The organism is Pseudomonas sp. R1-7 (assembly GCF_051132105.1).
Taxonomy (GTDB): Bacteria; Pseudomonadota; Gammaproteobacteria; order Pseudomonadales; family Pseudomonadaceae; genus Aquipseudomonas.
Map to the genome: position 1 here is coordinate 2021497 of NZ_CP071661.1, position 21524 is coordinate 2043020.

Below are 21524 nucleotides of genomic sequence, written 5' to 3' on the forward strand. Positions count from 1 at the left end.
CAATTGGCTATTTGTCCGGCGCCAGCGCAGGGCTAACGTAGCGCCACACCCCATTGTTCAGGAGTTCATCATGCAACCGCGTATCGATTTTTATACCGCTTCCCCTGACGCCTTCAAAGCGATGCTGGCCCTGGAGAACGCGGTCTCGAAACTGGGCCTGGAAAAATCCCTGATCGAGCTGGTCAAGTTGCGTGCTTCGCAAATCAATGGTTGTGCGTTCTGCATCGACATGCACACCGCAGACGCGCGCAAGGACGGCGAGACCGAGCGACGCCTTTACGCCGTGACCGCCTGGCGCGAGGCGCCTTTCTTCACCGGCCGTGAGCGCGCCGCGCTGGCCTGGACCGAAGCCCTGACGCGCCTGAGCGAGACCCATGCGCCCGACGCCGACTACGCGTTGCTGAACGAGCACTTCACGCCCAAGGAAATGGTCGACCTGACCGTGGCGATCAACGCCATCAACGGTTGGAACCGCTTGGCGGTGGGCTTTCGGAAAATGCCCGAGGCTTGATCCTGTTGGGATGATCCGTGCGGGAGCGAGCCTGCTCGCTCCCGCAGAGGTCCTCATCAGCCGCCCAGGGTCCAGTCATCCCGCGCCGGGAACTTCGCCCGTTTGATCTTCTTCTACCTACAACAGGCGGCGTCAGCCGTCTTTTGCAAAGGAGTCGATCATGCAAGTTCAAGTCAACAGCAACCATATAGAAGGCAGTGCCCGTTTGCAGGAATGGGTCGGCAGTACAGTGGTGGACGCGCTACAGCGTTTCGAAGACCACCTGTCCCGCGTCGAAATTCACGTCAGCGATGAAAATGCCCAGAAGGGCGGTGACGCCGATAAGCGCTGCCAGATCGAGGCACGCGTGCAGGGCCTTTCATCGTTGTCGGTCAGTCACAAGGCCGAGAGTCTGGAGCTGGCGGTGGAGGGCGCTGCGGAGAAAATGCTGCATGCGCTCGATCACCAGATCGGCAAGCTCAACCCCGCCGTCGAATCGATGGGCCGCGTGACCGCACCGGTCGATGAGGCGCCACCGGAAATGGTGGACGCCATGCTGGAGGAGGACTTCCTCGAAAACCAAGAGGCTCGTGGCAAAGAATAAAGGAGACGATCATGACCGCTCATCAACCCTTCAGCCGCCAGGTGCTGGCCGAGCTCCTGGCGTTCGACGAACAGCCGAGCCTTTCGTTGTACATGCCCACCCACCGCACCTTCCCCGAGCGCAACCAGGACCCGATCCGCTATAAAAACCTGGTGCGCGACCTGCAGACCCAACTGGAACAACAGCACCCTGGCATGGATTGTGCGCCGTTGCTGGCGCCATTCCTGGCACTGGTGGAGGACCAGGAGATCTGGAATTCCAATCGCGACGGCATCGCGGTGTTCGGTGCCCGCGACTATTTCAAAGTCATCTCGGTGAGCCAGCGCTTGCCGGAATGTGCGTTTGCCAACAGCCATCCTTATCTCAAGCCGTTGTTGCGCCTGGTCCAGTCCACCGAGCGTTATCAAGCGTTGTGCCTGACCCGCAATGAAGTCTGGCTTTATGAAGGCTCCTCGGAGCAATTGGAAAAAATCGAGCTGGCCGAACAGGTCCCGCGCAACCAGAACGAGGCGCTGGGCGAGGAGCTGACGTCGGGTGACCAGCAGGGCTTCCCGAATGGTTTCAGCCGCAGCGGCGAACGGGGCGATGCGATGATGCACGAGTCGGCTGGCGGCGGTAAGCAGGACGAAATCAACCTGGATCGCGAGCGGTTTTTCCGCGCCGTGGACAAAGCCATCCTGCAATACCATTCGCAACCTTCAGGCCTGCCGATGATTTTGGTGGCGCTGCCGGAGAACCAGGCGGTGTTCCGTGCCGTCAGTCATAACCAGCACCTGCTGGCGCAGGGAATCGAGGGCGATCCTTCGCGGCTGAGCGTCGAAGAGTTGCGCCTCCAATGCGCCAAGCTCATGGCCCACAGCCACGCCGATCAAGTGGTCGACAGCCTGAACCGCTATGGCGTCGCGGTCGGGCAAGGACGTGCGCAGGACAAGCTGGCCGAGATCGCCAAGGCTGCCTGGGAAGGCCGCGTCGCGATGTTGCTGGTGGAGGCGGAACGGCAGGTGCCTGGCCAGCTAGACCCGGACAAAGGCCGGTTGATCATCGACGAGACCGGCGATGAACAGGCGCCGGATGTGTTGGACGAACTGATCCTGGCGGTGACCCGCCAAGGCGGCGAAGTCGTCGTGGTGCCGCCTGAGCATGTCATGCCAACCGACACCGGGGCGGCGGCGGTGTGCCGGTTCTGACCTACCCCTGATATAAGTCGAGCCCTGTGGGAGCGAGCGCGCTCCCACAGTTTTATTTCGCACCAGCCGGTCGGGCGGCGTTTGCTTCCTATTAATAGGAAGCATTACTATTCACGCCCCGTCTCCACAGCGCGCCGCGATGATCCCCAAGCTGCCACGCAGACCCGGCTTTCTCGAGCATTACGAAGAGTTGATCGGCACCTGGACCCGCCGCCTGCGCAATCGCCAGCAGGCCGAGGACCTGGCCCACGACACCTTCGTGCGGGTGCTCGAATCCGATTCGAGGCAAGTAGAGCAGCCACGGGCCTACCTGCACCAGACGGCGCGCAATATTGCAGTGGACGGTTATCGGCGGGAAGATCGACGAGGCGCCTTGGAGAAAGTGGCGTTCGACACCTGTCAATCGCTTGCGGGCGACCCGGAGCACTACATGCACGCGATCCAACTGGCGGACTCCATCGAGCGGGCGCTTGCCGAATTGCCGGCCAATTGCCGCACGGTGTTCGTCTGGCAGAAGATCGAGGGGCTGACCCAGGCGGAAATCGCCGAACGCCTGGGGTTGTCAAAAAACATGGTGGAAAAGTATATGATCCGCACCCTGCGCCATCTGCGTGATCGCCTGGACGGGCCAGATCAATGACCCGTCGTCCTCTTCCACCTGAGCCACAGGACCCTTCCATGATGGATAGCCGTGAATGCCCGTGCGGGCAGAGCAGGGTTCGCGACGAGGCGGCGCAATGGTTCGTGCGTTTGCAAAACCCGGTCATGAGCGTCGAGGAGCGCCAGCGTTTCGAGGCCTGGCTGGATGAGCACGCCAACCATCGCGACGAGATCCAATTGCTTCAAGGCATCTGGAGCGCAACGGATCTGTTGCCCAGGGAGCGCTTGCAAGCGTTGTGCGAGGCGCCCGCCGAGCGGCCGAAACGCCGACCCCTGCTGCGCTATGCCGTGGCCGCCGGATTGCTGGCGGTGGCTGTCGGGCTGGGGTTGTTCAGTGGCTTGGGCGCTTCGAGTGACTACCGCGGCGAATTCGCTACGGTCCTCGGTGAACGCCAGCACGTGGCCCTGCCGGACGGCTCGCTGGTCGACCTCAACAGCCGAAGCCATGTGCGCGTCGTTTTCGAGGATCGCAAGCGCCGGGTGGAGCTGGTCGAGGGCGAAGCGTTGTTCCGGGTCGAGCATGATGCCGGTCGTCCATTCACCGTCGATGCGGGCAACGGCCAAGTGACGGTGACCGGGACGCGCTTCGATGTGCGCCGCGATGCCGGCAGTACCCGGGTCGCGGTGGAAGAGGGCAGCGTCAAGGTCCAGGGACGCGATTTCCCCGTCAACCTCACCGCTGGCCTCGGTACGCGGATCGATGCCAAGGGCAAGGTCGCCGCGCCCTACGCAATCAATGCCGATGAGCTCACGGCCTGGCGCAACGGCAAGCTGGTGTTCAATAACGCGCCGTTGAGCGACGTGGTTGAGGAAGTGTCCCGTTATCGCGATAAACCGCTGCGGGTCGCCAACGCCGCGGTGGGCAACTTGCGCCTCACCAGCGTGTTCCGTTCGGACAATCCCGAGGCGTTGCTCAAGGCCCTGCCGAATATCCTGCCGGTGGCCGTGCGCACCCTGGACGACGGCAGTCAGGAAATTATTTCGAAATAGATTCAGGTTTTTTTCGAGTTCTTCGTCTTCTTGTCCAACTGCAACTGGTTTGCATTAACAGACGCGTATTTCTGCGATTCGACAGGACAAGGTTCGACGTGAAAACTCCCGCCAAAAACAACAGATGCCTTTCCGCACGCTGGCTGCCTCTAGCCCTGACCCTGGCTGTCAGCGCCGGGTTGCCCCAGGCCTTCGCCGACCAAGCCGCCACGGCCATTCATATCCAGGCGCAACCGTTGGGCCAGGCGCTGAGCCAGCTTGGCCAGCAGACCTCGCTGCAGGTGTTCTTCAGCCCGGAGCTGGTCGCCGGCAGGCAAGCCCCGGCGGTGGAAGGCAACCTGTCCCCGGAGGCGGCCCTGGGTCAGTTGCTGCAGGGCAGCGGCCTGCAATACCAGATCGATGACGGCTCGGTGACCGTCCTGCCGGCCCCATCGGCGTCCACCGGTGGCCCGCTGGAGCTGGGCACCACCGACATCCAGGTGGTCGGTGACTGGCTCGGCGATGCCAATGCCGAAGTGGTGCAGAACCACGCCGGCGCGCGGACCGTGGTCCGCCGCGAAGCGATGGTCGAGCAGGGCGCGATGAACGTCGGCGATGTGCTGCGTCGCGTGCCCGGCGTGCAAGTGCAGGAGGCCAACGGCACGGGCGGCAGCGACATTTCCCTGAACGTTGGGGTGCGCGGCCTCACCTCGCGCCTGTCGCCACGCTCCACGGTATTGATCGACGGGGTGCCCGCGGCATTTGCCCCATACGGCCAACCGCAACTGTCCATGGCGCCGATTTCCTCGGGCAACCTGGACAGCATCGATGTGGTGCGCGGTGCCGGGTCGGTGCGCTACGGGCCGCAGAACGTCGGCGGAGTCATCAACTTCGTCACCCGTGCGATTCCGGAAAAAGCCACCGGGGAAATCGGCAGCACCCTGGAGACTTCCCAACGCGGCGGCTGGAAGCACATCGACACGGCGTTCCTCGGCGGCACCGCTGACAACGGCCTGGGCGTGGCGCTGTTGTACTCCGGCGTCAACGGCAACGGTTATCGCAAAAGCAACAACGACAACGACATCGACGACGTGATTCTCAAGACCCATTGGGCGCCGACCGAGGTCGATGACTTCTCGCTGAATTTCCACTACTACGACGCCAAGGCCGACATGCCTGGCGGCTTGACCCAGGCTCAGTACGACGCGGACCCGTACCAGTCCGACCGGGACTGGGACAACTTCAGCGGTCGGCGCAAGGATGTGTCGTTCAAGTGGATTCGTGAAATCAGCGATCGCACCCAAGCGGAAGTGTTGACCTATTACTCCGACAGCTACCGTGGCAGCACCATCGCGTCCCGGGACCAGCGCAATCTCGTGTCCTACCCGCGCACCTATTACACCTTTGGCATCGAGCCCCGGGTGTCTCATGTGTTCGACCTGGGATCCACCACCCAGGAGGCCAGCGTCGGTTATCGTTACCTCAAGGAAGGCATGCACGAAGAAGCCAGCCGCCTGGCGCTGCGCAATAACGAACCGGTGGTGCGTCCGGGTTCCGACGGCCACGTTTATCAGGACCGCACCGGTGGCACCGAAGCCCACGCGGTCTACATCGATGACAAGATCGATGTGGGCAAATGGACCATCACCCCAGGCATTCGCTTCGAAAGCATCAGCACGCAATGGCACGACCGTCCGGTACTCGACACCGCCGGCCGTCCCGTGCAGGAAAAGCGCCGTAGCATCGACAGCAACGAACCGCTGCCGGCCCTGAGCGTGATGTATCACCTGTCCGACGCCTGGAAGCTGTTCGCCAACTACGAAACCTCGTTCGGCAGCCTGCAATATTTCCAACTGGGCCAGGGCGGCGATGGCAACAACACCGCCAATGGCCTGAGCCCGGAAAAGGCCAAGACCTACGAGATCGGTACGCGCTACAACGATGACGTGTGGGGCGGCGAAGTGACGCTGTTCTACATCGACTTCGACGACGAGTTGCAGTACATCAGCAACGATGTCGGCTGGACCAACATGGGCGCTACCAAGCACCAGGGCCTTGAGGCCTCGGTGCACTACGACATGGCCGCGCTCGATCCGCGCCTCGAAGGCCTGACCGCCAATGCAGGTTTCACCTACACCCGCGCGACCTATGAAGGGGATATCCCAAGCTTCAAGGGCCGTGACCTGCCGTTCTATTCACGCCAGGTGGCCAACGTAGGCCTGCGCTACGAGGTCAATCGCTGGACCTACAACCTCGACGGTTTCGCCCAGTCCAGGCAACGTTCGCCGGGCAACAGCGTCAATCCCGACGGCAGCTTCACGGATAACTACATCACCGACGGCAGCGCCGATGGCCAGTACGGCGACATGCCCGGCTACATGCTCTGGAACGTAAGGGCCGGCTACGACTTTGGTGAGCAACTGTCGAACCTGAAAGTCGGCGCTGGGGTGAAGAATCTGTTCGATCACCAGTACTACACCCGTTCCAGCGACAACAACTCGGGCCTCTACGTCGGCGCGCCGCGGACGTTCTTCGTGCAGGCGAGCGTGGGGTTTTGATCAAGCCTCAAGGTTGAGGCGTCCCTCGCCACGGGAAAGCGACAAGGCTTCAGACTTTCAACACCTTCCCACTGGCCGCCACCGCCACCAACGACAGCGCAATCAAGCCGAACGCGAAGCCCAGGCTGCTGCCATGGGCAACAAACCCGATCAATGCCGGCCCCGCGAGGATGCCGGCATAACCGATGGTGGTAATGGCCGGCACGGCGATGGCTTCGGGCATCAGCGTCTGTTTGCCAACAGCCGTGTACAGCACCGGGACGATGTTCGAGCACCCGGCACCGACCAACGCGTAGCCCAGCAGCGCCGCTTGCCACATGGGCGCGACGGTCGCCATCAGGAATCCTGCGGCCGCGATCGACCCGCCGTAGATGATCACGCGCTTGGCCCCCAGCCGATGCACCACCGAATCCCCCGTCAAACGGCCAACCGTCATGGTCAGGGCAAACGCGGCGTAACCCAGCCCGGCGTAGGCCGTGTCCACCGCGCGCTCGGTGGTCAGGAACACGGCGCTCCAGTCCAGCACCGCGCCTTCGGCCAGGAACACGATGAAGCACAGGATGCCGATAAACAGCACCACGCCGTGGGGAATGGCAAACGCCGGTCCCGAGCTTTCACTGCCGTAGGGCAGCAAGTGCGGCGCCGCCTTGAACAGCGCCACCAACAGCACGGCGTTGACCACCAGCGTCGCCGCCAGCGGCGAAAGACCGAGGCCGAGCAGGGCGCTTACACCGGCGGCGCCAATGATCCCGCCGAGGCTGAACATGCCGTGGAAACCCGACATCATGGTCTTGCCGCTGGCGCGCTCGACGATGACCGCTTGCAGGTTCACGGTCGAGTCCACGGTGCCGAGCCCGGCGCCAAACAGGAACAACGCCGTCACCAGCCACGGCAAGGAACTCATCGTTGCCAACAACGGCAACGCCAGGCAGACCAAAAGCGTGCCGCCACTGAGCACCCGGCGGCAGCCGAACCGTGTCGCCAGGGCGCCGGAAATCGGCATCGCCAGGATCGACCCGACCCCAAGGCACAGCAGCAGCAACCCGAGGGTGCCTTCATCCAGGTTCGCCCGCACCTTGGCGTAAGGCACCAGCGGTGCCCAGGCGGCAATGCCGATGCCGGCGATGAGATAGGCGATACGGGTGGACATCTGTTCCAGGCGGCCTGGAGCAAAGGTAGGTGGCGGGGTAATAGCGGTCATGAATCGTCCTTGGCTTTCGTGCGGTGCGGTGAAGCGGGCAGGGGCCTATGCTTGCATATCCACTGACCTCGCTGCGACCCCAAGGTGCCGACGCGAATGTCCGGGTGGCCGGCAAGCTTTGCCCCCGCAGCCTTCGCCGGCATACAGTAGCGGCCCTTGCTGGTCGATCCGGGTTTGGTCAATGGCACAGTTCTACGACGCACGTGGCAATCTCTATGGAGTCGTTTCACCGTGGCAAGTCCGTGCCCAGGGAATCGACCTGCCGCTATCTGCCGCCCAGGCCGCGCAAACGCGCCAAACCTGGAGCGCTGCCGCCGTGCGGGCTTTTTGCGCATGGGCGCCGGGCGAGGCGCCGCCGCATGCCAAGGCCCATCGCAGTGATGGTCTGCTGATTGGCCCGTTCCAGGACGGGCCGCCGTTCGATGTGTTGATCGTCAATACCGATGGGACGCTGGCCGAGCGTAGCGGCAATGGCTTGACGATTTTTTCCCTCGCCTTGCAGGAGCAAGGTCTGCTGCCCGGCGGTGAGGATTGCTTGCTACAGGTCCATCACGACAAAGCCGAAGGCCCCTCACCGTTGCAAACCTCGGTTCGCGCTGCTGAATTCGAAGGAGCCCATGGCTTCTGGCTGGACTTGGGCGCACCGCTGTTCGGTCCCCGGGCGGTGGCTGCTCAAGGCATCGAAAGCGTGCTATTCAATCAGTGCGAAGTGAGCCGTGTGCCCGCGCTCCATGTGTTGGACACGGCATGGGGCTTTAGCCAGTTCGTGCGAATTGGCAATCCTCATTGCGTGACGTTGGTCGATGATTTGGAGGCGTTGCCGGGTCTTTCGCAGATGCGTGCCGAGGTGTTATCGCAGCCCTTGACCGATATTGCCTTTGCGGCGCCCGGTGGGTCGGGAGTTCCTTGTACGGCGGGGGTGAATCTGCAATGGGCGTGGCGCGAAGGCGAAGGGCAAATCGTTGCGCGGGTGTTCGAACGCGGCGAAGGCCCTACCGCATCGTCGGGCACCAGCGCCAGCGCCGTGGCGAGTGCTGCGTGGCGGGTGGGTTGGGTGAAGGCCGGGGTGGTCAGGGTCGTGATGCCGGGTGGCACCGCGCCGATCCTGCTGGAAGAAAAGGCGGGTGAGCTGATGCGGGTCAGGTTGTTTGGTGCGGCGCGGCTTTTGCCGTAGGGCTTCAGGCCAGTTGCAGCCCGAACTCCACCACCGGCATCTGCCGCTTCATCAACACTTCGCCATTGCGAATCGAGTAAAGCGGCAGGCCTTGGCTGCGGATCACTTCGTAGTCGCTGTCGGCCGAAAGGACCAGCAGGTTCGCGGGGCGACCAGGCTCCAACCCGTAGCGCTCGCCCAGGGACATGGCCTTGGCGCTGTTGTCGGTGACCAGGTCCAGGGCGCTCTGCAGGTTGCGATAGCCGAGCATATGGCAGATGTGCAGGCCCGCTTCGAGCACTCGCAGGATGTTGCCGTTCCCCAGCGGGTACCACGGGTCGACGATGGAGTCCTGGCCGAAGCATACGTTCATCCCGGCTTCGAGCAGCTCATTGACCCGCGTGACGCCGCGGCGCTTGGGAAAGGTATCGAAGCGTCCTTGCAAATGGATGCTTTCAGTCGGGCACGATACGAAGCTGATACCCGAATGCCCGAGCAGGCGGAACAGCTTGGCGCAATAGGCGTTGTCGTAGGAGCCCATGGCCGTGGTGTGGCTGGCCGTCACGCGTGCGCCCATGTCGCGACTGCGGGCCTCCTCGGCGAGCACTTCCAGAAAGCGCGAGTGCGGGTCGTCGGTTTCATCGCAATGCACGTCCACCAGGCAGCCGGTGCGTTCGGCCAGGTCCATGAGGAATTTCACCGAACTGACGCCCTGGTCGCGGGTGTACTCGAAATGCGGAATACCGCCCACCACGTCGGCGCCCATGCGGATCGCTTCTTCCATCAGCTCGCGGCCGTTGCGGTAGGATTCGATGCCCTCCTGGGGAAACGCGACGATTTGCATGTCGACTAGATGACGGCTTTCTTCGCGCACTTCGAGCATTGCCTTGAGCGCCGTGAGCGCTGGATCCGTCACGTCGACGTGAGTGCGCACATGCTGGATGCCATGGGCGGCCAGGGCCCGGAGGGTCTTCTTGGCGCGGCTCTTGGTGTCTTCGTGGGTGATGGTGGCCTTGCGCTCGCCCCAGCACTCGATGCCCTCGAACAGTGTGCCGCTCATGTTCCAGCGCGGTTCACCGGCGGTCAGCGTGGCGTCCAGGTGAATGTGCGGCTCGACGAAGGGCGGCACGACCAGGTTGCCACCGGCATCGATGTCTTCAGGGCCGAGGCTGGGGGCCTCGGTCTGGCGGGCGATGCTGGCGATCAGGCCGTTTTCCAGGTGCAATTCATGCAAGCCTTCGCGGTTGCGCAGGCGGGCGTTGATGATGTGCATCAGGCGAATCCTTTATAGGTCTTGGAGGGGCGCGTCAGCGGAGCGAGTGCCTGTTACGCCGATCAATAACACATACGTTAGCGCGCCGGTGGCGATTCCTACCAGTGGCGCGACCCAGGGCGAGTTGAAAGCGGCGACGGTGCCGACCGCATAGGCACCCAGCCCAGGCCAGTTGAACGCAGGCAGATGCGCCGTTGACAGGCGCGGATAGCGTCCACGCCAGCGGAAGAAGAAGTCGGCCATGATCACCCCGCCAATCGGCGGGATGACGGTGCCGAGCAAGATCAGGTAGGGCACCAGCATGTCGTACATCCCCAGCAGCGCCAGCAGGGTGCCGATCGCTGCGCCAGCCAGCGTGACCGCCCTGCGTCGGCGAGTGCGCAGCAGGTTGCAACCGGCCACGGCGAAGTTGTAGATGGTGTTGTCCTGGGTGCTCCAGATGTTGAGCAGCAGCATCGCCATCGCGGCCATGGCGAAGCCTTGCAACAACAGCACTTCGACGACGTCGGGTTGCTGGTAAACGATGGCTCCGTAGGCGCCGATCAGCACCATCAGGCCATTGCCGAGGAAAAAGCCGATCAGGCTCGCCAGTACCGCAACTTTCGCCGAACGAGAAAACCGGGTCCAATTGGTTGCCTGGGTGGCACCGCTGACGAACGTGCCGAAAACCAGGGTGATCGCGGTCGACCAGTCCAGGCTGCCAGTGGGTACCACCGCCAGCAGCCCGTCGAGGCCGCCGATCTTCTGCGTCGCGACCCACATCGAGAGCATCAGTAACAACAGCATGGCCGGTACGGCGACGTACGAGAGGATCTCCAGCCCGCGATAGCCGATATACGCCGTGGCGCAGAACCCCAGGCCGAACAGCACCATCAACCCCAGCACAGTCCCCTGGCCAAACTCGAAATACTTGCCCAGTACCACCGCCGCGGTGGCCGTGCCCCAGGCGTACCAGCCGATCTGGGTAAGGCCGAGGATCAAATCGCTGAGCTTGCTGCCCACCTCGCCAAAACAGAAGCGGCCCATCAGTACCGAATTGAGCCCGCTCTTGAACGCGATGTAACCCAGGCCCGCGGCATAAAGGCCCAGCAGCAGATTGCCGATGACAATGACACCGAGCATGTCAGCGAAACCGAACGCCACGCCCAGCTTGCCGCCGGCGAACATGGTGGCGGTGAAAAACGTGAAGCCCAGCAACACCATGGCTGTGGAGGCCAAGCCCTTGCGGGCGTTCATCGGGACTTCGCTCAACGGGTAGTCGTTACCGGGATCGTTCTGGGTCATGTGGCGGTCCTTGCGGATGGGGAAATATCGCAAGCGTGCAGCGGCCGTGCCAAGCGAGTGATCGCCGGTTATTTATAGACAAATCCTTGGAATAGGGTGGGTGGAGGGATCAAAAGCGGTGCGGCAGTGATTCAAGTTGGAACACAGACCTCAGGGGTTATGGGGTCTCCTTGTGGGAGCGGACTTGCTCGCGAAGGTCGTATGTCACTTCATTGGCTGATACGCCACCTTCGCGAGCAAGCCCGCTCCCACAAGGGATTTGGCTATTCGCCGTGATAGATGCAGCCGCTGGTGCAAGTCTCGTGGATGCGAATGGCGCTGAGTTCCGGCAGCAACGGCTTCAATTCATTCCAGATCCACTTGGCCAGGACCTCGCTGGTCGGGTTTTCCAGCCCAGGAATGTCGTTGAGGTAGTTGTGGTCCAGGCGCTCGTAGAGCGGCTTGAAGATCGCCTTGATTTCCGAGAAGTCGCGAATCCAGCCCGTATGCGGATCGATGTCGCCGCTGAGGTGGATCGCCACCTTGAACGAGTGGCCATGCAGGCGGCCGCACTTGTGGCCTTCGGGCACGTGGGGCAGGCGGTGGGCGGATTCGAAGGTGAATTCTTTGAAGATTTCCACAGGTTCAGGCTCTTTAAGGTAGCGGTCGCGAGGCAGGCGGCGGAGTTTATCAGGTTGATTCGCGTGATGCGCGAGCATGCTGACTAAAGGGTCAGCAAATGCAGTCTTCCTAGCGGGTCTTTGCCGAAGCGTAGACGTTGCTACGCTCTCGCTTGCCGATCGCTACCACCAGGATGACGATCCTTTCGTCTTCAACTCGATAGACGAGTCGATACCCAGCCCCGCGCAACTTGATCTTGTAGCAATCCTTCATTCCGTGAAGGGCATCGCCCGGTACACGGGGGTACTCTTGTCGTTCGCGAAGTTTTTTCAATAGCCGTAGACGGATGGCGCCGTCCAGTTTCTTGAGTTCCTTCAGGGCCTTTGGGTCCCATTCAACGCCGTACTCAATGCCCATTGGCTATATCAGCCTCAGCCTCGCCAATCAGATCATCGATTGAAACCCGAACGGGCGTTTCGTTGGCCTCGAGCCGTGCCTTGACCACTTGGGCCAACTCCAGCTCATCCAGGCGTTCAATCATCGCCTCGTAGACATCGGCTGGTACCATGTAGCCCATCACGCGGTTATGGTTCAACACAGCCACAGGCGAACCGTTCGCTCCGCTCAGGACCGCAGATGGATTTTTTTTCAGTTCAGATACGCTGACGGCCACATCAGCCAAAACGGTTTGCATGAAATTGGCTCCTTTAAAAGGGCTTTATTTTGGTCTTATTTGACTCGTTCAGACAAGCTCTAATCCAGGACGTCGCGCCTTTACCGCTGTAATGCGCGAGCATGCTGACTAAAGGGTCAGCAAACGCTCGCCCAAACCACCGTTGGCCGTCAGCTCCAGGAACTCATCGCCGAGCCGGCGGCTTTCGTCCATTGCCGTGCGCCAGTATTTACGGCGGCTCGGGTCATCGCCCATGAAACGCTTGAAGTCGTTGCGATCCGGCAGTTTGCCGTAGGGCAGGCGGGCCAGGTATTCGCGCGACGGGGCGAGCAACAGCACGTCCTGGAGGCGCTCGGCGTTGCCCCTGCGCCATGGCAGCCCCTTGTCGAACCAGCCAGGGATGACCCGGTCGGTGAAATGGGGATAGAGGACGATGTCCTCGCCGCTGTAGGGCAGGTCGAGGTGGTAGTCCAGCAGACCGCCGTCGCGGTAGGTGCCCGCGCCGGCGCCTGGCAGGTCGCGCACGCCTTCCATGACCATCGGGATCGAGCCCGACGCCAGCAATGCCTGGCGCAGGTTATCGGCGACCAGCGGTACGAAGCGCGACGGGAAGTCCGTCAGTGGGTGCAGCGGTGGGGCCAGCCTTGGGTCGTGCACGATCAGCCGTTCGAAATGTCGCGACAGGCGTGCACGGCCTCGCAGGTTGTCGGCGATCACGGACGACAAACCCAGGCCCAGCCTGCCTCGGTGATCCATCGCCAACAAGCCGTGGCTCTTGACCACCATGATATTGAGCCGGTAATGCGGGTTGTCGAGGATCGTCAGGTCGCGGCCTTCCAGCAGATCGTCGAGCATGCGCTGGGAGCTTTGGCTGACGCCGGCCATGGTCACGCCTTTGGCGAAACTCTGCTCGTTATACAAAGTGCCCAGGCGGCTGATGCCCTCGGCGGCGTTCGGCAAGCAGGCGCTGGCAAAGCGCCAGGAGCCAACCGAAGCGCCGATCAGCGACCGCTCCCGAGGCGCGGCAGGGAGCCATTCGCCGAAGAGGGCCAGGTCCAATCCCTGGATGCCCAAGGCTTTTGGGCCACCGGCGGCGCCGGGCAGGATGCCAACGTCGGCGGCCTTGAGGCCCGCCTCGCGGATTCGCTTGAAGGCACGGGGACCGGCCTTGAGAGTGAGCGCTGGGAATTTGATATGGATGGCGGTCATACCGGTCTCTAATACTGGCAAGCGGCTGATTATAGCGACACACGACCCGGTGGAGCTTCCACATTGATGTGTGTCCCATGATGGCAATTCAGTTTCAGTTAAGTTCACCCCGATACAGTTTCCCGGTGACGATTATAAAAAGGAGAGAACCCGTGAACCGCCTGACTGCCTTTATTCTCGCGACACTCATGGCCCTTGGCGCTGGCTTGGCTCAAGCGCGAGACCTCCATGACCATGAGATCAAAAAACTGCTGGACGCTGGTACCATTCTGTCCTTCGAAAAGCTCCAGGCTGCTGCCCTGGCCACACATCCCGGCTCGGAAGTGACCGATACCGAGCTGGAAGAGGAATACGGCAAGTACCGTTACAAGGTGGACCTGCGTGATGCCGACGGCATCGAGTGGGACCTGGAACTCGACGCCACTAGCGGCGAGGTGCTCAAGAATCATCAGGATACCTAATGAAGTTTAATCTACGCGCCCGCAGTCGCTGGGCGCTGGCGCTGCTGGCGTTCTGTTCACTCGCCTTGGCCAGGGACCTGGACCAGGACGAAGCCCTGCAGTTGCGCCAACAGGGCGTGATCCTGCCGCTGGAGCAACTGTTGCAACAAGCGCTGGACCGCCATCCTGGCGCCAAGCTGCTGGAGGCCGAGCTGGAGGAAAAGCACGGCGTCTATATTTATGAAGTCGAGCTGCTGGATACCGACGGCGTCGTGCGCGAACTGGACCTTGAGGCCGCAACCGGCCGTTTACTCAAAGATAAGGAAGACTGATGCGCCTGCTCTTGGTGGAAGACCACGTTCCCCTGGCCGACGAGCTGATGGCCGGGCTGGCCCGGCAGGGTTATGCGGTCGATTGGCTGGCCGATGGTCGGGATGCGATCTATCAGGGCACCAGCGAGCCCTACGACCTGATCATCCTCGATCTTGGGTTGCCTGGGGTGCCGGGGCTCGAAGTATTGAAGCAGTGGCGGGCCGGTGGCCTGGCCACACCGGTGTTGATCCTCACCGCTCGCGGCTCCTGGGCCGAGCGCATCGAAGGGCTCAAGGCCGGGGCCGATGACTACCTGACCAAACCCTTTCATCCTGAAGAACTGCACCTGCGCATCCAGGCGCTGCTGCGTCGCTCCCACGGCCAGGCCAACCAACCGACGCTCCAGGCGGCCGGGTTGCACCTGGATGAAGGGCGCCAGTGCGTGGTTCGTGACGGAGCGGAGGTCCAACTGACCGCTGCCGAATTCCGTCTGTTGCGCTATTTCATGCTGCACCCCGAGCAAATCCTTTCCAAGAGTCATCTCGCCGAGCACCTGTACGACGGTGAAACCGAGCGTGATTCCAACGTGCTTGAAGTCCACGTCAACCATCTGCGGCGCAAGCTGGGGCGCAGCGTGATCGAAACCCGTCGCGGCCAGGGTTACCTGTTCGGCGGGCAGGCGCAGTGAGATCCATCCAGCGGCGCCTGAGCCTTGGGCTGATCGGTGTGATGGTCGTGGTCGGCCTTGTCCTGGCACAGACCAGCCTGTGGTTGTTCGAGCTGGGCTTGCAGCGTTACCTGGAAGCGGGGCTGCGTAACGACAGCGAGAACCTGCTGGTGGCCCTGGTGCGCGGCCCGCAAGGTTTGCAGTTGGACGAGCGGCGCTTGTCGCCCGCCTATCTGCGGCCGTTTTCGGGGCACTATTTCCGCATCGATTTCGCCGACGAGCATTGGCGCTCCCGCTCCCTGTGGGACCAGGAGCTGCCCCGGCTCGACCATCCGGGCCTGCACAGCAACCTGCAACTGGGCCCCGAAGGCCAGAGATTGCTAGTACTGCGCACCGACTATCGGCGCCTGGGCCAGGCGATTTCCATCAGCGTGGCCCAGGACTACACGCCCGTGCGCGACAGTTTCCTGAGAATGCAGCAAGTCGGCCTGGGTCTCGGCGTGGCGGGATTGCTGCTGATCCTGTTGCTCCAGCGCCTGACGGTACATCGCGCATTGCGTCCGTTGGAAAAAGCCCGGGAGCAGATCGCGCAACTGCAGCGAGGGCAGCGTTCGCAACTTGACGAACAAGTACCCAGGGAGCTGGAGCCGCTGGTGGCGCAGATCAACCATCTGCTGGCCCATACCGAAGACAGCCTCAAGCGTTCGCGCAACGCCCTGGGCAACCTGGGCCATGCGCTGAAGACCCCGCTGGCGGTGCTGCAAAGCCTGGCTTCGAACGAAAAGCTCGATCCTTATCCGGAACTGCGCAAGCTGCTGCTCGACCAACTGGAGCAGGTTCGCCAGCGTTTGAACCGCGAGCTCAATCGCGCCCGGTTGTCGGGTGATGCCTTGCCCGGCGCGCACCTGGACTGCGACGCTGAACTGCCGGGGCTGCTGGCAACGCTGAACATGATCCATGGCGAGCACCTGCACCTGGCCTACCTCGCGCCGCCTGGCTTGCAGTTGCCTTGGGATCGTGAAGATCTGCTGGAACTGCTGGGCAACCTGCTGGACAACGCCTGCAAATGGGCCGACGCCGAAGTGCGCCTGACCATTGCCGAGACGGCCGAGGGGTTCAGCCTGGCTGTGGAGGACGATGGCCCGGGCATTCCCCCGGAGCGGCGTGACCAGGTCTTCAGCCGAGGCACGCGGCTGGATGAGCAGACCGATGGCCACGGCCTTGGACTGGGCATCGTGCGGGACATCGTCGACACCTGGGGCGCAATGTTGGCTTTGGATGACAGCGAGTGGGGCGGGTTGAAGGTCGTGATCGAATTGCCCAAGCGCTGATCTCCCACAATAGTGACGGCGTTACCGCAAAACCCGCCGCATGACCCTTGCAGCTTGCCGCCGCTTCCTGCAAAGTCGCGACCTTTTTGTCCGGTGGCTTTCCATCGCTGTGCTTTGAGGTAACGATGATAAATGCAGTAATTGCTGCGGTTGGCGTCATGCTGGTGCTCAGCCTGTCCCGCGTGCATGTGGTGATCGCGCTGATTGTCGGCGCGTTGGTGGGTGGCCTGACGGGCGGCCTGGGGATCGAGGCGACGCTCAAGGCGTTCAATGCGGGCCTGGGTGGCGGCGCGACGGTGGCGTTGTCTTATGCCTTGCTCGGCGCCTTTGCCGTGGCGATTGCCAAGTCCGGTATGGCCCACGCCCTGGCGGACAAAGCCCTGGCCCTGGTGGATCGCCAGGATACCGCCGGCGGCACGGGCGTCAAATGGGTGCTGATCGGGCTGCTGGGCACGGTCGCGGTCGCCTCCCAGAACATCCTGCCGATCCACATCGCCTTCATTCCGCTGCTGGTGCCGCCGCTGCTCTACGTGTTGACCAAGCTGCAGCTGGACCGTCGTCTGATCGCTTGCGTGATGACCTTCGGCTTGATCACGCCCTACATGTTCCTGCCGGTGGGCTTCGGCAATATCTTCCTCAATGAGATCCTGCTGGCCAACGTCGCTCGCAGCGGTGTGGACGTCAGCGGCATCAACATCACCCACGCCATGGGTATTCCGGCGCTGGGCATGGTGTTTGGCCTGATGCTGTCGTTTTTCACCTATCGGAAGAAGCGCGTCTACGACCTGAAGAAAATCGCTCGCGCCGAGCAAGTGGCGGTGCGCTACAACCCGCTGAGCCTGGTGGTCGCCGGGTTGGCGATCGCGGCGGCGTTCGCCATCCAACTGCTGCTTGATTCGATGATCATTGGTGCGCTGGCGGGCTTCCTGATCTTTTCGGTCTCGGGGGTGGTGCGTTGGCGCGAGACCGACGACCTATTCACCGAAGGCATGAAGATGATGGCGATGATCGGCTTCATCATGATCGCCGCCTCGGGGTTTGCCGAAGTGATGAAGGCCACCGGTGAAGTCCAGAGCCTGGTGGAAGCCTCGGCGGCCTGGATCGGCCACAACAAGGGCGTCGGCGCGTTGCTGATGTTGCTGGTGGGGCTGTTGGTGACGATGGGCATCGGCTCGTCGTTCTCCACGGTGCCGATCCTGGCGACTATCTTCGTGCCGCTGTGCCTGCAACTGGGCTTCAGCCCGCTGGCGATCGTCTGCATCGTCGGCACCGCGGGCGCGCTGGGCGACGCCGGCTCGCCCGCCTCGGACTCGACCCTCGGCCCGACCTCCGGCCTGAACATCGACGGCCAGCATCACCATATCTGGGACACCGTGGTCCCGACCTTCATCCACTACAACCTGCCGTTGCTGGCGTTTGGTTGGGTGGCGGCGATGGTGTTGTAACTCGGGACCGAGTCGCCTTCATCGCGAGCAAGCTCGCTCCCACAGGGTTCGGTGGTGTTCACACATCTCGTGTTCACATCAAATCACTGTGGGAGCGAGCTTGCTCGCGATGGGGCCTGTGAATCCAGCGACTCTTGCTGCCAACTGTTCACCTTGTCCTACAGTTTTGCCGTGCGCTGCCGTTAACCCAGCTAACCACGCCAATAACACCTACAAGAGTGAACAGCATGCGCCTGAGCTTGAAGGCTAAAGTCCTGTCCCTTGCGATACTCCCGGTATTGCTGTCCGCTGTGATCATCAGCCTGACCACTGCGTTCATCTTGAAGGAGCAGGCCAGCAAAGAAGTCCAGCAGACTCGCGAGCGCTTGCTCAGCGAAGCCAAGGCCACGTTGCAGAATTATGTCGCGGTCGGGCTGACGGCCATCAAGCCGCTCTACGATGCCGCCGCGCCAGGCGATAACGAGGCACGCGCCCAGGCGATCAAGCTCTTGTCGAATATCAGCTACGGCAAGGACGGCTATTTCTTCGGCTATGACTCCGAGACCATTCGTCTGTTCAAGGCCAACAGTCCCGATGGCGTGGGCAAAAGCTTCAAGGACAACCGCGACCCGAACGGTGTCTACGTCAACCGTGACCTGGTGAAAGTCGCCAAGGACGGGACGCATTACCTGGAATACAGCTCGCCACTGCCTGGCAGCAAGGACCTGGTGCCCAAGCTCGGCTACACCGAATACCTGCCCAAGTGGGACCTGGCGGTCGGCAGTTCGGTCAACCTGGACGGCATTGAAGGTCAGGTGGCATTGGTCGAAGCCAAGGTCCACGAACGCCTGCAGGGCGTGATTCTGAGCATCGTCGGGATCGCCGCCGTCGTGTTGCTGGTGATTGCAGTCGTGGGCCTGGTGCTCGCCAATACCATCCTGCGTCCGTTGCACCTGATGAAAGACAACCTCGACGACATCGCGGCGGGCGAGGGCGACCTGACCCGGCGCCTGGAGATTACCAGCCAGGATGAACTGGGCCAGTTGGCCGGTTCGTTCAACCGCTTCGTCGACAAGATCCATGGCCTGGTGCGGCAGATCACCGACATGACTTCGCAATTGACCGGCCTGGTGACGCAAGTTTCCGAGCAGGCCCAGCGTTCCGAGCAGGCGATGGAGCGTCAGCGCCACGAAACCGACCAGGTCGCCACCGCGATCAACGAGATGTCGTCCGCCGCCCAGGAAGTCGCCCGCAGTGCCCAAGGCGCAGCCGTTGCGGCCCAGCAGACCGACGAAGAAGGGCAGTCGGCCAAGCGCGTGGTAGCCGGCAGCATCCAACAGATTCATGCACTGGTGAACGATATCCGCAGCAGCGGTGTGTCCCTGGACAGCCTGCAACAGGACGTCGCTTCGATTGTCAGTGTGCTCGGGGTGATTCGCTCCATCGCCGAGCAGACCAACTTGCTGGCCCTGAACGCCGCCATCGAGGCCGCACGTGCCGGTGAGGCGGGGCGTGGGTTTGCGGTGGTGGCCGATGAAGTCCGCGCCCTTGCCAGCCGAACCCAGCAAAGCACCCAGGAAATCCAGGGCATGATCGATCGCCTGCAATCGGGTACTCATGCGGCGGTGGAAGCGATGCGCCGTTCCAGTGAGGCCGGCGATGGCACTTCGGAGCGGGCCAACGAGGCCGGCGCGTCACTGGACACCATGGCGCAGTTGATTGGCACCATCAACTCGATGAACGCCCAGATCGCCAGCGCCGCCGAGGAACAAACCGCCGTGGCCGAAGAAATCAACCGCAGCGTACATCAGATTGCCGTGGCCGTGGACAGCGTTGCCGACGAAACCCAACTCGGCGCCCAGACCTCCCGCAGCCTGGCCGACCTGGGCCAGCGCCTGGGCCAATTGGTGGGGCAGTTCCGGATCTGATCCGGGCGCGGCAAGAGCTGCCGAAGGCTGCGATCTTTCGCTTTCGATCCAGATGTTTTTCGCCTGGCCTGCCAGGCCTTATCGAGAGCGGAGGATCGCAGCCTTCGGCAGTTTTTGCCGGGCAAGTCGCTCCGCCAACTCAAGTCGAGCGCTGTTGTGGCGAGGGGATTTATCCCCTCGCCACAATGATCAGGCAGCCAACTCCCGCACATCGCGCATCAACAACCCAAACCGCAAATCCACCGCATCCGGAATCGGCACATACACCACGTGCCCGTCCCCTGGTGCGACGTCGATGCCTTGGCCCTTGACGTTCTGCAACTGGTGCAGGTCGAAGTGGAAGTTGCCCTTGGGCGTCATCAGCTCCATGTGATCCCCCAGGGCGAAGCGATTCTTCACCCGTACTTCGGCCATGCGCTCACGCCGGGCGCCGGTCAGTTCGCCGACGAACTGCTGGCGCTCCGACACCGAGCTGCCGTTCTGGTAGTTCTGGTATTCATCGTGCACATGGCGACGCAGGAAACCTTCGGTGTACCCGCGTTGGGCGAGGGATTCGAGGTCGGTCATGAGGCTGCGGTCGAATTCTCGGCCGGCCATCGCGTCATCGATGGCGCGGCGATACACCTGAGTGGTGCGCGCGCAATAGAAATGCGACTTGGTCCGGCCTTCGATCTTCAGCGAATGTACGCCCATGCGGGTCAGGCGTTCCACGTGCTGTACGGCTCGTAGATCCTTGGCATTCATGATGTAGGTGCCATGCTCGTCCTCGAAGGCCGGCATGGATTCGTCCGGGCGGTTGGCCTCTTGCAGCAGGAACACCTGGTCGGTCGGCGCGCCGAGGCCCAGGGTCGGTTCCGGCTGATACACCTGGACGATGTCGCCCGCGGTATTTTCCACCGCCGGTTGCGCCGAATATTTCCAGCGGCAGGCGTTGGTGCAACTGCCCTGGTTGGCATCGCGCCGGTTCAGATAGCCCGACAGCAGGCAGCGTCCGGAATAGGCCATGCACAGCGCGCCGTGGACGAACACTTCCAGCTCCATGGCCGGCACCTGCTGGCGAATCTCGGCAATTTCCTCCAGCGACAACTCGCGGGAGAGGATGATCCGACTCAGGCCCTGCTGTTGCCAGAACTCGACGCTGGCCCAGTTCACCGTGTTGGCCTGTACCGACAGATGGATCGGCATCTGCGGGAAATGCCGGCGAACCAGCATGATCAGCCCCGGGTCGGACATGATCAGTGCGTCCGGGCCCATGGCGATCACCGGTTCGAGATCCTTGAGGAAGGTGCGTAGCTTGGCGTTGTGTGGGGCGATGTTCACCACCACGTAGAAGCGCTTGCCCAGGCTTTGGGCCTCATGAATGCCCAGGGCCAGGTTGGCGTGGTCGAATTCATTGTTGCGCACCCGCAAGCTGTAGCGCGGTTGGCCGGCATAGACCGCATCGGCGCCGTAGGCGAAGGCGTAGCGCATGTTTTTCAGGGTGCCGGCAGGGGCGAGCAGTTCGGGGGCTACGAGGTGCATGGTGGCGTCGGACCGCAAAAAGCGCCGAGGGTAGGCCATG

The 21524-nt window shown here is 62.4% G+C and carries 21 protein-coding genes; 13 read left to right on the forward strand and 8 right to left on the reverse strand.

Annotated features, from left to right (window positions below; all coding sequences use genetic code 11):
- Positions 1-70 precede the first annotated feature (70 nt).
- From J3P79_RS09035 to J3P79_RS09060, 6 genes are all read left to right on the forward strand, one after another.
- Positions 71-511: a carboxymuconolactone decarboxylase family protein gene (locus tag J3P79_RS09035; protein ID WP_434609828.1), complete on the forward strand. Its 441-nt coding sequence runs from the start codon at positions 71-73 to the stop codon at positions 509-511.
- Positions 512-671: 160 nt separating this feature from the next.
- Positions 672-1094 carry an HPF/RaiA family ribosome-associated protein gene (locus tag J3P79_RS09040; protein ID WP_434609830.1) on the forward strand — a complete coding sequence of 141 codons (423 nt, stop codon included), beginning with the start codon at positions 672-674 and terminating at the stop codon, positions 1092-1094.
- A gap of 11 nt (positions 1095-1105) precedes the next feature.
- The gene (locus J3P79_RS09045) at positions 1106-2281 is read left to right on the forward strand and encodes a hypothetical protein (protein ID WP_434609831.1); all 1176 of its coding nucleotides are present in this window, start codon (positions 1106-1108) and stop codon (positions 2279-2281) included.
- 139 nt (positions 2282-2420) lie between these two features.
- Positions 2421-2921, forward strand: a complete 501-nt coding sequence (locus J3P79_RS09050) for a sigma-70 family RNA polymerase sigma factor (RefSeq protein WP_434609833.1) — start codon at positions 2421-2423, stop codon at positions 2919-2921.
- A 38-nt stretch (positions 2922-2959) separates the two neighbouring features.
- Complete coding sequence (locus J3P79_RS09055; RefSeq protein WP_434609834.1) at positions 2960-3931, forward strand: FecR family protein; 972 nt, start codon at positions 2960-2962, stop codon at positions 3929-3931.
- A 98-nt stretch (positions 3932-4029) separates the two neighbouring features.
- Positions 4030-6468, forward strand: coding sequence for a TonB-dependent siderophore receptor (locus J3P79_RS09060; protein WP_434609836.1), 2439 nt, complete (start codon positions 4030-4032; stop codon positions 6466-6468).
- Positions 6469-6517: 49 nt separating this feature from the next.
- On the opposite strand, the gene J3P79_RS09065 is transcribed toward J3P79_RS09060, so the two are convergent.
- Positions 6518-7669, reverse strand: coding sequence for an MFS transporter (locus tag J3P79_RS09065; protein WP_434609837.1), 1152 nt, complete (start codon positions 7667-7669; stop codon positions 6518-6520).
- Positions 7670-7850: 181 nt separating this feature from the next.
- Between J3P79_RS09065 and J3P79_RS09070 the strand changes: the two genes are divergently transcribed.
- Positions 7851-8843: a diaminopimelate epimerase gene (locus J3P79_RS09070; protein WP_434609839.1), complete on the forward strand. Its 993-nt coding sequence runs from the start codon at positions 7851-7853 to the stop codon at positions 8841-8843.
- Positions 8844-8847: 4 nt separating this feature from the next.
- Here J3P79_RS09070 and codA read toward each other — a convergent pair whose 3' ends face one another.
- The 6 genes from codA to J3P79_RS09100 form a co-directional block, all read right to left on the reverse strand.
- Positions 8848-10095: a cytosine deaminase gene (gene codA / locus J3P79_RS09075; protein WP_434609840.1), complete on the reverse strand. Its 1248-nt coding sequence runs from the start codon at positions 10093-10095 to the stop codon at positions 8848-8850.
- 12 nt (positions 10096-10107) lie between these two features.
- On the reverse strand, positions 10108-11379 hold the full coding sequence (gene codB, locus J3P79_RS09080; RefSeq protein ID WP_434609842.1) for a cytosine permease: 1272 nt from the start codon (positions 11377-11379) through the stop codon (positions 10108-10110).
- Between the two features lie 263 nt (positions 11380-11642).
- Entirely contained in the window at positions 11643-11999 is a 357-nt protein-coding gene (gene queD / locus J3P79_RS09085; protein ID WP_025212792.1) for a 6-carboxytetrahydropterin synthase QueD, read from the reverse strand.
- A 109-nt stretch (positions 12000-12108) separates the two neighbouring features.
- Complete coding sequence (locus tag J3P79_RS09090) at positions 12109-12390, reverse strand: type II toxin-antitoxin system RelE family toxin (protein WP_434611411.1); 282 nt, start codon at positions 12388-12390, stop codon at positions 12109-12111.
- Entirely contained in the window at positions 12386-12673 is a 288-nt protein-coding gene (locus J3P79_RS09095; protein WP_434609844.1) for a type II toxin-antitoxin system Phd/YefM family antitoxin, read from the reverse strand. Before J3P79_RS09095 ends, J3P79_RS09090 begins: the two co-directional genes overlap by 5 nt.
- Positions 12674-12781: 108 nt before the next feature.
- A complete protein-coding gene (locus J3P79_RS09100; RefSeq protein WP_434609846.1) occupies positions 12782-13861 on the reverse strand; it encodes a patatin-like phospholipase family protein in 1080 nt (359 codons plus the stop codon).
- Positions 13862-14013: 152 nt separating this feature from the next.
- Between J3P79_RS09100 and J3P79_RS09105 the strand changes: the two genes are divergently transcribed.
- The 6 genes from J3P79_RS09105 to J3P79_RS09130 all read left to right on the forward strand — a co-directional run bounded on the left by J3P79_RS09105 (position 14014) and on the right by J3P79_RS09130 (position 19963).
- Positions 14014-14322: a PepSY domain-containing protein gene (locus J3P79_RS09105; protein ID WP_434609847.1), complete on the forward strand. Its 309-nt coding sequence runs from the start codon at positions 14014-14016 to the stop codon at positions 14320-14322.
- On the forward strand, positions 14322-14633 hold the full coding sequence (locus J3P79_RS09110) for a PepSY domain-containing protein (RefSeq protein ID WP_434609849.1): 312 nt from the start codon (positions 14322-14324) through the stop codon (positions 14631-14633). The genes J3P79_RS09105 and J3P79_RS09110 overlap by 1 nt, the downstream gene beginning before the upstream one ends.
- Complete coding sequence (locus tag J3P79_RS09115; RefSeq protein WP_434609850.1) at positions 14633-15301, forward strand: response regulator transcription factor; 669 nt, start codon at positions 14633-14635, stop codon at positions 15299-15301. Before J3P79_RS09110 ends, J3P79_RS09115 begins: the two co-directional genes overlap by 1 nt.
- Positions 15298-16611, forward strand: a complete 1314-nt coding sequence (locus J3P79_RS09120; RefSeq protein WP_434609852.1) for a sensor histidine kinase — start codon at positions 15298-15300, stop codon at positions 16609-16611. The genes J3P79_RS09115 and J3P79_RS09120 overlap by 4 nt, the downstream gene beginning before the upstream one ends.
- A gap of 128 nt (positions 16612-16739) precedes the next feature.
- A complete protein-coding gene (locus J3P79_RS09125) occupies positions 16740-18056 on the forward strand; it encodes a Na+/H+ antiporter family protein (protein ID WP_434611412.1) in 1317 nt (438 codons plus the stop codon).
- Positions 18057-18283: 227 nt separating this feature from the next.
- On the forward strand, positions 18284-19963 hold the full coding sequence (locus J3P79_RS09130) for a methyl-accepting chemotaxis protein (protein ID WP_434609854.1): 1680 nt from the start codon (positions 18284-18286) through the stop codon (positions 19961-19963).
- 189 nt (positions 19964-20152) lie between these two features.
- Here J3P79_RS09130 and yegQ read toward each other — a convergent pair whose 3' ends face one another.
- Entirely contained in the window at positions 20153-21484 is a 1332-nt protein-coding gene (gene yegQ / locus J3P79_RS09135; protein WP_434609856.1) for a tRNA 5-hydroxyuridine modification protein YegQ, read from the reverse strand.
- Positions 21485-21524: the final 40 nt, after the last annotated feature.

What these genes read in the sequence shown, in the direction of transcription:
- J3P79_RS09035 (WP_434609828.1), top strand. Translation starts at nt 71, where the DNA reads ATGCAACCGCGTATCGATTTTTATACCGCTTCCCCTGACGCCTTCAAA.
- J3P79_RS09040 (WP_434609830.1), top strand. Translation starts at nt 672, where the DNA reads ATGCAAGTTCAAGTCAACAGCAACCATATAGAAGGCAGTGCCCGTTTG.
- J3P79_RS09045 (WP_434609831.1), top strand. Translation starts at nt 1,106, where the DNA reads ATGACCGCTCATCAACCCTTCAGCCGCCAGGTGCTGGCCGAGCTCCTG.
- J3P79_RS09050 (WP_434609833.1), top strand. Translation starts at nt 2,421, where the DNA reads ATGATCCCCAAGCTGCCACGCAGACCCGGCTTTCTCGAGCATTACGAA.
- J3P79_RS09055 (WP_434609834.1), top strand. Translation starts at nt 2,960, where the DNA reads ATGATGGATAGCCGTGAATGCCCGTGCGGGCAGAGCAGGGTTCGCGAC.
- J3P79_RS09065 (WP_434609837.1), bottom strand. Translation starts at nt 7,669, where the DNA reads ATGACCGCTATTACCCCGCCACCTACCTTTGCTCCAGGCCGCCTGGAA.
- J3P79_RS09070 (WP_434609839.1), top strand. Translation starts at nt 7,851, where the DNA reads ATGGCACAGTTCTACGACGCACGTGGCAATCTCTATGGAGTCGTTTCA.
- codA (WP_434609840.1), bottom strand. Translation starts at nt 10,095, where the DNA reads ATGCACATCATCAACGCCCGCCTGCGCAACCGCGAAGGCTTGCATGAA.
- codB (WP_434609842.1), bottom strand. Translation starts at nt 11,379, where the DNA reads ATGACCCAGAACGATCCCGGTAACGACTACCCGTTGAGCGAAGTCCCG.
- J3P79_RS09095 (WP_434609844.1), bottom strand. Translation starts at nt 12,673, where the DNA reads ATGCAAACCGTTTTGGCTGATGTGGCCGTCAGCGTATCTGAACTGAAA.
- J3P79_RS09100 (WP_434609846.1), bottom strand. Translation starts at nt 13,861, where the DNA reads ATGACCGCCATCCATATCAAATTCCCAGCGCTCACTCTCAAGGCCGGT.
- J3P79_RS09110 (WP_434609849.1), top strand. Translation starts at nt 14,322, where the DNA reads ATGAAGTTTAATCTACGCGCCCGCAGTCGCTGGGCGCTGGCGCTGCTG.
- J3P79_RS09115 (WP_434609850.1), top strand. Translation starts at nt 14,633, where the DNA reads ATGCGCCTGCTCTTGGTGGAAGACCACGTTCCCCTGGCCGACGAGCTG.
- J3P79_RS09130 (WP_434609854.1), top strand. Translation starts at nt 18,284, where the DNA reads ATGCGCCTGAGCTTGAAGGCTAAAGTCCTGTCCCTTGCGATACTCCCG.
- yegQ (WP_434609856.1), bottom strand. Translation starts at nt 21,484, where the DNA reads ATGCACCTCGTAGCCCCCGAACTGCTCGCCCCTGCCGGCACCCTGAAA.